The organism is Sphingorhabdus sp. (assembly GCF_044354325.1).
In the GTDB taxonomy this organism is placed as follows: Bacteria; Pseudomonadota; Alphaproteobacteria; order Sphingomonadales; family Sphingomonadaceae; genus Sphingorhabdus_B.
Genome location: NZ_JBILAF010000082.1, coordinates 1 through 9636, shown reverse-complemented (window position 1 = coordinate 9636; position 9636 = coordinate 1). Strand labels below are relative to the sequence as shown.

General features: G+C 56.6%; 8 protein-coding genes. 5 read left to right on the top strand and 3 right to left on the bottom strand.

The window, feature by feature from the left end:
* The first annotated feature begins 120 nt into the window (after positions 1-120).
* Complete coding sequence (locus ACIQ0G_RS08160) at positions 121-1290, top strand: VWA domain-containing protein (protein ID WP_397577480.1); 1170 nt, start codon at positions 121-123, stop codon at positions 1288-1290.
* Positions 1291-1300: 10 nt separating this feature from the next.
* Here the strand turns inward: ACIQ0G_RS08160 and ACIQ0G_RS08155 are convergent, their stop codons facing one another.
* Both ACIQ0G_RS08155 and ACIQ0G_RS08150 read right to left on the bottom strand, forming a co-directional pair.
* On the bottom strand, positions 1301-2500 hold the full coding sequence (locus ACIQ0G_RS08155; RefSeq protein WP_397577479.1) for an exo-beta-N-acetylmuramidase NamZ domain-containing protein: 1200 nt from the start codon (positions 2498-2500) through the stop codon (positions 1301-1303).
* Complete coding sequence (locus tag ACIQ0G_RS08150; protein ID WP_397577478.1) at positions 2497-3057, bottom strand: DOMON-like domain-containing protein; 561 nt, start codon at positions 3055-3057, stop codon at positions 2497-2499. The genes ACIQ0G_RS08155 and ACIQ0G_RS08150 overlap by 4 nt, the downstream gene beginning before the upstream one ends.
* 32 nt (positions 3058-3089) lie before the next feature.
* On the opposite strand from ACIQ0G_RS08150, the gene tyrS reads away from it, so the two are divergent.
* Both tyrS and ACIQ0G_RS08140 read left to right on the top strand, forming a co-directional pair.
* Complete coding sequence (tyrS, locus tag ACIQ0G_RS08145; protein WP_397577477.1) at positions 3090-4316, top strand: tyrosine--tRNA ligase; 1227 nt, start codon at positions 3090-3092, stop codon at positions 4314-4316.
* 98 nt (positions 4317-4414) lie between these two features.
* Positions 4415-4738, top strand: a complete 324-nt coding sequence (locus ACIQ0G_RS08140) for a PilZ domain-containing protein (protein WP_306062033.1) — start codon at positions 4415-4417, stop codon at positions 4736-4738.
* Here ACIQ0G_RS08140 and recG read toward each other — a convergent pair.
* Positions 4735-6795 (bottom strand): ATP-dependent DNA helicase RecG, encoded by a 2061-nt coding sequence (gene recG / locus ACIQ0G_RS08135; RefSeq protein ID WP_397577476.1) that lies wholly within the window; start codon positions 6793-6795, stop codon positions 4735-4737. The two genes, ACIQ0G_RS08140 and recG, sit on opposite strands and share 4 nt — an antisense overlap.
* Positions 6796-6855: 60 nt before the next feature.
* Here recG and ACIQ0G_RS08130 point away from each other — a divergent pair, with 60 nt between their 5' ends.
* Positions 6856-7143, top strand: a complete 288-nt coding sequence (locus tag ACIQ0G_RS08130; RefSeq protein WP_397577475.1) for a succinate dehydrogenase assembly factor 2 — start codon at positions 6856-6858, stop codon at positions 7141-7143.
* Positions 7140-9636: transcription-repair coupling factor (locus ACIQ0G_RS08125; protein WP_397577474.1), on the top strand; the 2497-nt coding region annotated here is incomplete at its 3' end. The genes ACIQ0G_RS08130 and ACIQ0G_RS08125, both read left to right, overlap by 4 nt.

The following is a 9636-nucleotide window of genomic DNA, read 5'->3' as shown; positions in this document are numbered from 1 at the left end:
GGGGCCTACCCCAATATGGTTATCACAGAGTTAATCGCCGGTTGTTGACGGCGCGTGTCGAAACAGCCAAAAGCTTTAACTGGTCAATTAAACAGGAGCCTGCCGGTGTTTTTCTCATTCATGGAAGAGTTGCGGTCCGCCGGTATATCCGCTTCATTGAAAGAGCATCTTGCGCTTCTCGCTGCTTTGGATGCGGATGTTATCGACCAAAGCCCCGAAGAATTTTATTATTTGGCCCGCGCCACGCTGGTGAAAGACGAAGCGCTTTTGGACCGTTTCGACCAGGTATTTGGCAAGGTTTTCAAAGGTGTATTCACTGAATATGGCCAAAACGATGTCGATGTACCCGCCGATTGGTTAAAGGCGATCGCCGAGAAATATCTGTCGCCAGAGGAAATGGCCAAGATCGAAAAAATGGGCAGCTGGGACGAGCTGATGGAGACGCTGAAAAAGCGGCTTGAGGAGCAGGAAAAGCGCCATGAAGGCGGCAACAAATGGGTCGGAACCGGCGGTACGTCACCTTATGGCAATTCGGGCTATAATCCCGAAGGCGTCCGCATTGGCGGCGAATCCAAGCACAAGCGTGCCGTAAAGGTGTGGGACAAGCGCGAATTCCAGAATCTCGACAACACGCGAGAGTTGGGCACGCGCAATATCAAAATAGCAATGCGCCGGCTGCGCCGCTTTGCCCGCGATGGCGCGGTTGAAGAACTCGATATTGACGGCACAATCAATGGCACCGCGCGCAAAGGCTGGCTGGACATTCAAATGCGCCCCGAACGTCGTAACGCGATCAAGGTACTGCTGATGCTGGACGTTGGCGGGTCAATGGATCCTTTTATCAAGCTTTGCGAAGAGCTCTTCAGTGCGGCCACGAGTGAGTTCAAAAACCTGGAATTTTTCTATTTCCACAACTGCCCATATGAAGGCGTGTGGAAAGACAATAAGCGCCGGTTTAGCGAACGTACCCCGATGTGGGACGTTCTGCACAAATTCCCGCATGACTATAAAGTGGTCATGGTCGGCGATGCCTCGATGAGCCCTTATGAAATCACGCATCCCGGCGGATCGGTGGAGCATTTCAACGAAGAATCCGGCGCTGTCTGGATGAACCGGATTACGAACACCTATCCCGCCACGGTCTGGCTTAACCCCGTACCCGAAAAACAGTGGGGCTATTCGCAATCCACGAAAATCATCAAGGAATTGATGAACGACCGGATGTACCCGCTGACGCTGGAAGGTCTTGATGACGCCATGCGCGAGTTAAGCCGGAAGCACGGCCACTAGGGTCAAGACCCTAATATAGCAGATATTGCGCGCGTTTCTGTAGCCAATCCTGTTCATTGGCTGACGTCATTGCGTCCAGTTGATCGGGCGTGCTGTCGGGTGCATCCACCCATTCACGCAACGCGGGGCCGCCGTTAATTACGTCAATGGCGAGCTTACCGAATTCATATTCATACGGGAAGTCGCGCCACAGATCATATTCGGGATAGAGCCGCCGGATGGCCTTGAATGCCAATGCCTGGATCCGCCACGGTTGGAACGCGTCATGGTTATATGATGGACCTTCTGCGTGGATGTGCACACCATGACACAGTTGATGCACATGCTTGTGAAATGTCGGTTCGAACCAAATTTCCCGAAGTGTGCAACCATTCAGCCATTGCGGCGCAAACGCCCGCATTTCGTCCATTACATCACGCGCGTTAATGTCCGGCGCGCCGAATATCTCCAGCGGACGGGTCGTTCCCCTGCCCTCTGACAATGTTGCCCCTTCAAGCATCACCGTACCCGCATATGCGCGGGCCATGTTGATGTTAGGTGCATTGGGGCTTGGGTTGATCCATATCCGGTCGGCAGGCCAACCATATCCGGGCGCTGCGTCTGGTTCATAACCCGCCATTTCAATAACGCGATAATCAACGTCGATCTTGTAATGATCGATGAACCAATGCCCGATCTCACCCAGAGTCATGCCGTGCCGCATGGGCATCGGCCCAGCGCCAACAAAGCTCTCCCAACCCTTTTGCAGCGTCAGCCCTTCGACAGGGCGGCCCGCAGGGTTCGGGCGATCCAATACCCAAACCGATTTGCCATGCGCGGCAGACGCCTCAAGCACATAAAGCAGCGTCGTGATAAACGTATAAATCCGGCAACCCAGATCCTGCATATCGATCAGGATGACGTCAAAGGTCCCCATCGACTGGGTGGTAGGGCGCCGTACTTCACCATAGAGGCTGAATATCGGGATGCCGAGAACAGGGTCGGTGAAGTCGGGCGACTCCATCATATTGTCTTGCTTGTCACCCCGAAGGCCATGTTGAGGGCCAAAGGCGGAGGTGACATTGATATCGTCGAGCGCAGCCAGCGCATCCAATGCATGCGTCAGGTCTGCTGTCACAGATGCTGGATGGGCCAGTAACGCGACACGTTTACCCGCCAATGGCTTGCGAAGTTCTGGCTCCGTCAGGAGGCGATCAATTCCAAATTTCATGCCGCGCTTCGTGCCTCCAGTTGCAGGGCAAAGCAATCCTTATGATGAAAATCCGCTTTCCCGGGTGGATGCGCGAGTGCCCAATAAGCGGTACGTCCGTGCTTGTCCGCGATAACGGCGCTTAACCCGGCCATTACATCCACCGCGCGCAAAGATTCGGGCAGGTCCAATGTGACCGTCATGTCGAACATACCCTCCCCCGCCTTGCAGCCTATCTGCGGTGGCTGGCAAGCAAGCTCCGTCATGCCTTCGCGGTATCCGGTAAAGGCATATGCCGCCCATTGCCCCGACGGAGCGAAGTTGAATTCGACATAGCCGCCTTCATCGGCAGGGCCGCAAAACAATTCAAAACATGTGTCTTTCCAAAGTCCGTCCGTCCGTTTGGGTTGCGTAGCTTCCGGGAAATGTACCCCGTCAATCAGCCCGTGCAGCGTATATTTTATCTGCAAACGACCGTCTTCAACGCGATCAACGTGCACTGCTATAGCCTCCACAAAGCCCTTTTCGCTCAGCGGATGACATTGCAGCACCGTTTCCGTCATCGAAATATTGGCCAATGTCGAAACTCCATGCTAGGCGCTAACGCGCTATGACTGCTTATAAATCTGATCTCCTTCGCCAGCTTGATGCACGCGGCTACATCCACCAAACAACCGACGCGGCGGCGCTTGATGCGCTTGCGTCCAAAGAGATTGTCCCGGGATATATCGGCTTCGATGCGACTGCGCCATCGCTTCATGTCGGAAATCTGGTGTCCATCATGTTGCTGCGCCGATTGCAGCAGGCTGGACACAAACCTGTCGTGGTTATGGGCGGCGGCACGACGCGTATTGGTGATCCGACGGGCAAAGACGAAGTCCGCAAGATGCTGACCGATGAAACCATCGAAGCCAACATATCGTCCATACGCACGGCGTTTGAGCAGTTTTTAACCTTTGGCGATGGCCCGACCGATGCCGTGATGGTCAACAACCATGACTGGTTGGGTCAGCTTGGATATATCGAGCTGCTGCAAGAGGTTGGCACCCATTTTACCGTCAACCGGATGCTGACATTTGATTCGGTCAAGCTGCGGCTTGAACGCGAACAGCCCATGACCTTCCTCGAATTCAACTATATGATCTTGCAAGGATATGACTTCCGTCATCTCAGCAAGACGATGGGCGTCCGTTTGCAAATGGGCGGATCGGACCAATGGGGTAATATCATCAACGGCATGGAATTGGCGCGCCGGATGGATGGTGCAGAGGTGTTTGGTCTTACAACGCCGCTTATTACCAAAGCCGATGGATCGAAAATGGGCAAGTCCGTGTCTGGCGCGGTTTGGCTCAATCGCGAACAGCTGCCTGATTATGATTATTGGCAGTTCTGGCGCAATACGGACGACCGCGACGTCGGCAAGTTCCTGCGCCTTTTCACCGATTTGCCGCTCGACGAGATCGAACGCTTGGAATCGCTTGCGGGCTCCGAAATCAACATCGCCAAGATTGCACTGGCGAACGCGGCGACGGGATTGTGCCGTGGTGCGGAGGCAGCAACGCTCGCGGCTGAAACGGCACGAAAGACCTTTGAAGAAGGAACGTCCGGCGGTGATTTGCCGACGATTGACGTCAGCACAGAGATTTCGGTGATCGATGCGTTGGTGGCGCTAAATTTTGTGGCTTCCAAAAAAGAAGCACGCAGAATGATCCAAGGTGGCGGCGCGCGGGTTGCCGATGCGGCGATTACGGACGAAAATGCCGTGATTTCGGCACAGGCTGAGCCTGTGAAAATTTCTGCTGGCAAGAAAAAGCACGGCCTCATTCGCTTCGGATAAGCGCGTCGGTAAAATTGTGAAGCGTGGCTTTACCAAATCTTTGGAACTTGGCGGTACGGTGATTATTCAACACCAATAACCGCACGAGGCCACAAATTATGGCACAAGCAGTTCCGAACCCTGATCTGGATTTCCGCATGGCGGCCCGTCACCGCGCGAACCACACCGTCATAGCCGAGAGTAAATTGCGCGGCGACACGCAAATTCACATCATCAACGTCTCCGCGCATGGCTTCATGATTGACGATAATCCTGGCTTCGAACGTGGGGAGCGCGTCGAACTTCGGTTGCCAGTCATTGGCAGAATCGAGGCACTGGTTATCTGGACGTCTGACAAGCGGGCCGGTTTTCAGTTTGAGCGCGTGTTACGTTTGCCCAATTTTCTTGGGCTGCTTGAAATCATCTCGCCAAAGCTGCGCTAACCGCCGCGAAGCGTCGCCACACCGGCATCTCGTTCAAACAGATAGAGAGCCACACGGGCAGCCTGCCCCCGCGGACCATCAAGCCCGCCATCGCGTTCCAACAAAAGCCGCGCATCATCAGCGGCAACGCTGATAAGTTCGCGTACCTGCTCTGGCGTGGCAACGCGAAATGGGCTGTCGCCCGATTGACGTGTTCCCAGCAATTCGCCGGCGCCGCGCAGCTTGAGATCTTCCTCGGCGATACGAAATCCGTCATTGGTTTCGCGCATCAGCGCAAGACGCGCGCGCGCCGTCTCACCGATTTGCGTCGTGCGCACCAGAATACAGACCGATTTCTCTGACCCGCGACCAACGCGCCCGCGCAGCTGATGCAATTGCGCAAGGCCGAAACGATCCGCCGCCTCTATCACCATCAGGCTGGCATTGGGCACATCAACGCCAACTTCTATGACGGTCGTCGCCACCAGCAGGCGTGTTTCACCCGCAACGAAGCGCTCCATAACTGCGTCTTTTTCTGCGCCCCGCATACGACCGTGCACCAACGCAACCTGCGCTCCGAAACGTAAGCGGAGCATTTCTGCGCGCTGTTCGGCGGCGGCAAGATCGCTCTTATCGCTTTCTTCGACCAAGGGACAAACCCAGAATGCCTGTTTCCCAGCGGCGAGATGGCGCGCAACGCCGTCAATCAATTCAGCAAGCCTGTCCTGCGACATGACGCGTGTTTCAACCGGCGTACGACCGGGCGGAAGTTCATCAAGGATCGAACTGTCCATTTCACCATAGGCCGCAAGCGCGAGGCTGCGGGGAATCGGCGTTGCCGTCATGACCAGCAGATGCGGAACGCCCCTGCCCTTGCGCGACAGCATGAGCCGCTGGGAAACGCCGAAACGATGCTGCTCGTCGATAACGGCAACCGCGAGCGACTTGTAGGTCACGGCCTCTTGGAAAATCGCATGGGTGCCAACGAGGATATGAATCGAACCGTCAGCCAGCCCCATCAGCGTTGCTTCGCGCAGGCTGCCCTTTTCGCGGCCCGTTAGGATCGCAATATTCACGGGCATCCCCGCCAACAGCTTTTGAAGGCCTGCATAATGCTGGCGCGCAAGAATTTCGGTTGGCGCCAACATCGCCGCCTGCATCCCCGACTCCACCGCACGCAGCAATGCCATGAGCGCAACCATCGTCTTGCCCGCGCCGACATCGCCTTGCAGCAAGCGCAACATGGGCCGTGATTGCGCCAAGTCGCCCTCAATTTCGGCAATCGCCCGCTGCTGCGCACCCGTGAGCGCAAATGGCAGCTTTAACAGCGAGATTAACGAGCCATCACCCGCCACTGGCACAGCGGTACGTTTGTCCATCGCCGCGCGGATAAGGCGCATGGCGAGCTGATTGCTGAACAGTTCATCATAGGCCAGCCTGTCTCGCACGGACTGGTCGTCCCTGCGATGCACAGTTCCCATGGCAGCCGCCCAGTTGGGCCAGTTCCGGCCAGCGACCAAAGTTGGCTCAATCCATTCGGGCAAGTCCGGCACATCCTGCAATGCGGCCCCCGCAAGTTGGCCCATGCGTTTGTTGGTCAGTCCATCCGATAGCGGATAAATCGGCTCGGCAAGGCCAGGTGACGTATCGCTGTCGACGGGAACGACATGATCGGGGTGCACCATTTGCAATTCGTCGCCATAACGTTCGAGCTTGCCCGAAATGATCCGTTTCTCGCCAACAGGCAGTTGCTTGCGCGCCCAACCACCATTTCGGCCGAAAAAAGTGAGCGTCAGATAGTTTCCGGCGACATCCGCAACGAATATCCGCAACGGTGCGCGGGCGTTGTTGCTGTTGCGGTGGTCCATGACTGTAACGGTGACAACGATGTTGCTGCCGACATCGGCGACATCCAGCACGGAAACCGCTTTGCGATAGGTCCAGTTGGCTGGAAAATGATATAGCACATCCTTAACCCGCTCGAGCCCAAGGCGCTCGAGAGGCTTTGCCAGACCGGGCCCGACGCCCTTCATGGCGCGAACTTCTGCAAATAACGGATTGAGTATATCGGGACGCATGACTAGGGCCGCTTATAACCCGCAAATCATTTCACGCCACCAGCATAAAGGATGCGTTACATGGACGCTGACCCCTATCGTCGCAAACTGCATTATCGTGCACATCACCGCGGCACACGCGAAGCGGATGCCATGGTCGGCGGCTTTTTCGACCAATGCTCCGCCAACTGGGGCGAAGTCGAATATGAATGGTTCGAACGTTTGATTGATGAGGAAGATGTTGACATCATGGCGTGGGCACTCGGAACCGCACCGCCCGATCCTGCCTTTGCGGGGCCATTGATGGACCAACTGATGCAGTTAAATTTCATCACGCTGCCCGAAGGGCTTAGCACCCAAACATCATGATTGATTTGCAGCGGATCACAACCAGTCGCAACGCGCTGACGCTCGCGTCGGTGCCGCACGGGTTTGCGCCGCTTCTGCTTGCTGACCTTACACGCGCGGCCAAAGCACGCACGCTGTACATAGCGCCCGATGAAGCCGCGATGCGGGCAATTGCCGACGCTGTGCCGTTTTTTGCGCCTGAACTTGAAATATTGATTCTGCCGGGATGGGATTGCCTGCCCTATGATCGCGCATCGCCCTCGGTTGCGGTCACGTCGCAGCGCATGTCGACATTGCAAGCGCTTCAGCAGCCTGCAAAAAAGAAGCAGCTGGTGGTCACCACTACCGGTGCAGTCATCCAAAAATATGTCACACCCTTTCGCATTCGCCAGACGGGTGAACGCTTGGCCGCTGGCCGCGAAATCAGCCGCGAACGGCTTGCGTCATTGCTGCAATCAAACGGCTATTTCCGCGTAGATACCGTGGCCGACGCAGGCGAATTCGCGATCCGTGGAAGCATTGTCGACCTGTTTCCCGCCGGCAGCGAAGTCGGTCTTCGTCTCGATTTCTTCGGCGACGAAATCGAAAGCATCCGCCGTTTCAATCCGTCCGATCAGCGCAGCATCGACCAAGTCGAACATTTCGATATTTTGCCCGCGGTTGAAGCCCTTATGGACGAAGACGCGATTAAGCGTTTCCGTGTTGGCTACCGCGAACGCTTTGGCGTGACCGCAACGGGCGACCCGCTCTATCAGGCCGTCTCGGAAGGCCGCAGGCTTTCAGGCATGGACCATTGGTTGCCATTGTTTGAAGAGCGCATGGCAACGATCTTTGACCATGTCGGGGCCGACGCGCTTGTCATTCGCGACAGTGGCACGATTGCCGCGGGCCAATCGCGGCTAGACTCCATCAGCGACTATCACGAAAATCGCGTGAAGGCGCAGGCCGCAGAACCCGGCAGCTATCGCCCCTTGCCGCCCGAGATGCTCTATTTAAGCGGCGGCGAGCTCGACCAACTTTTCGACGACAATGCCGCGCACCTGATTACGCCATTCGCGCAGCCCGACTCCGCCAGTGTCATTGATTTTGGCATCGCCGCAGCGCGCGATTTTGCGCCGGAACGCACGCAGAAAGCCAATGTCTACGAAGCCGTCGCCGCGCATCTGAAATCGCTGCACAGCAAAAAGACGAAAACCATCATCGCGAGCTATTCCATTGGCGCACGCGAGCGGTTGAAGGGTTTGCTGGCGGATCATGGCGCGCCGTCCATCGTAGATGCAGACGGTTGGCAGCAGGCATTGGGCGTGGCCGCCGGGCGGACGGCAATGGTTGTGTTGCCATTGGACCATGGCTTTTCAACGCCGGACATAGCCGTCTTAAGCGAACAGGACATGCTGGGCGACCGGCTGGTGCGCAGGCAAAAGCGCCGTAAATCCGCCGATGCCTTCATGGCCGAACTTGCCGCGCTGACCCCGGGCGATCTCGTGGTTCATCAGGACCATGGTATTGGCCGTTATGAAGGCCTGATTTCGATACCCGTGGGCAACAGTCCGCACGATTGCGTTGCCCTGACTTATTCCGGCGGAGACAAGCTTTATGTCCCCGTTGAGAATATCGACGTTCTGTCACGTTATGGCTCCGACAGCGAGCATGTGTCGCTCGACAAGCTGGGTGGTGAGGCATGGCAGCGGCGCAAGTCGAAGCTGAAAGAACGCATCCGCGCAATCGCGGGTGAATTGCTGAAAACCGCTGCCGAACGTGCGCTTCGTCCGGGTTCCATCATTGAAGTGGACGGTCCTGCCTATGCCGGCTTTGTCGACCGTTTCCCTTATGAGGAAACCGAAGACCAGTTGCGCGTGATTGAAGAAGTACTTCAGGATTTGTCCGCAGGCAAACCCATGGACCGGCTCGTGTGCGGCGATGTCGGGTTTGGAAAAACCGAAGTCGCCATGCGCGCGGCTTTTGCAGCGGCAATGGCGGGGCTTCAGGTCGCGGTGATTGCGCCGACGACATTGTTGGCGCGGCAGCATTATTCGAACTTTGCCGAACGTTTCCGTGACCTGCCGTTAAAGCTCGGCCGGCTTTCACGGCTCGTTCCAACCGCCGAAGCCACACAAACGCGTGAAGCCTTGGCGGATGGTACTTTGGACATCGTGATTGGGACGCACGCCGTTCTTGCAAAGTCGCTTGCGTTCAAACGGCTTGGCCTCGTCATCGTTGACGAAGAACAACGGTTCGGTGTCAATCACAAGGAGCAATTGAAAGCGCTGAAGACCGACGTGCATATGCTGACGCTGACGGCCACACCGATCCCACGGACGCTGCAAATGGCAATGTCTGGCCTGCGCGAGCTGTCCGTCATCCAGACGCCCCCTGTCGACCGTCTGGCGGTGCGTACTTACGTCATGCCTTGGGACCCCGTGGTGCTGCGCGAAGCATTGCTGCGCGAACATTATCGCGGCGGGCAAAGCTTCTTTGTCGTGCCGCGCATAACGGACCTCACCGAAATCGAAG

What these genes read in the sequence shown, in the direction of transcription:
- ACIQ0G_RS08155 (WP_397577479.1), bottom strand. Translation starts at nt 2,500, where the DNA reads ATGAAATTTGGAATTGATCGCCTCCTGACGGAGCCAGAACTTCGCAAG.
- recG (WP_397577476.1), bottom strand. Translation starts at nt 6,795, where the DNA reads ATGCGTCCCGATATACTCAATCCGTTATTTGCAGAAGTTCGCGCCATG.
- ACIQ0G_RS08140 (WP_306062033.1), top strand. Translation starts at nt 4,415, where the DNA reads ATGGCACAAGCAGTTCCGAACCCTGATCTGGATTTCCGCATGGCGGCC.
- tyrS (WP_397577477.1), top strand. Translation starts at nt 3,090, where the DNA reads ATGACTGCTTATAAATCTGATCTCCTTCGCCAGCTTGATGCACGCGGC.
- ACIQ0G_RS08160 (WP_397577480.1), top strand. Translation starts at nt 121, where the DNA reads ATGGAAGAGTTGCGGTCCGCCGGTATATCCGCTTCATTGAAAGAGCAT.
- ACIQ0G_RS08130 (WP_397577475.1), top strand. Translation starts at nt 6,856, where the DNA reads ATGGACGCTGACCCCTATCGTCGCAAACTGCATTATCGTGCACATCAC.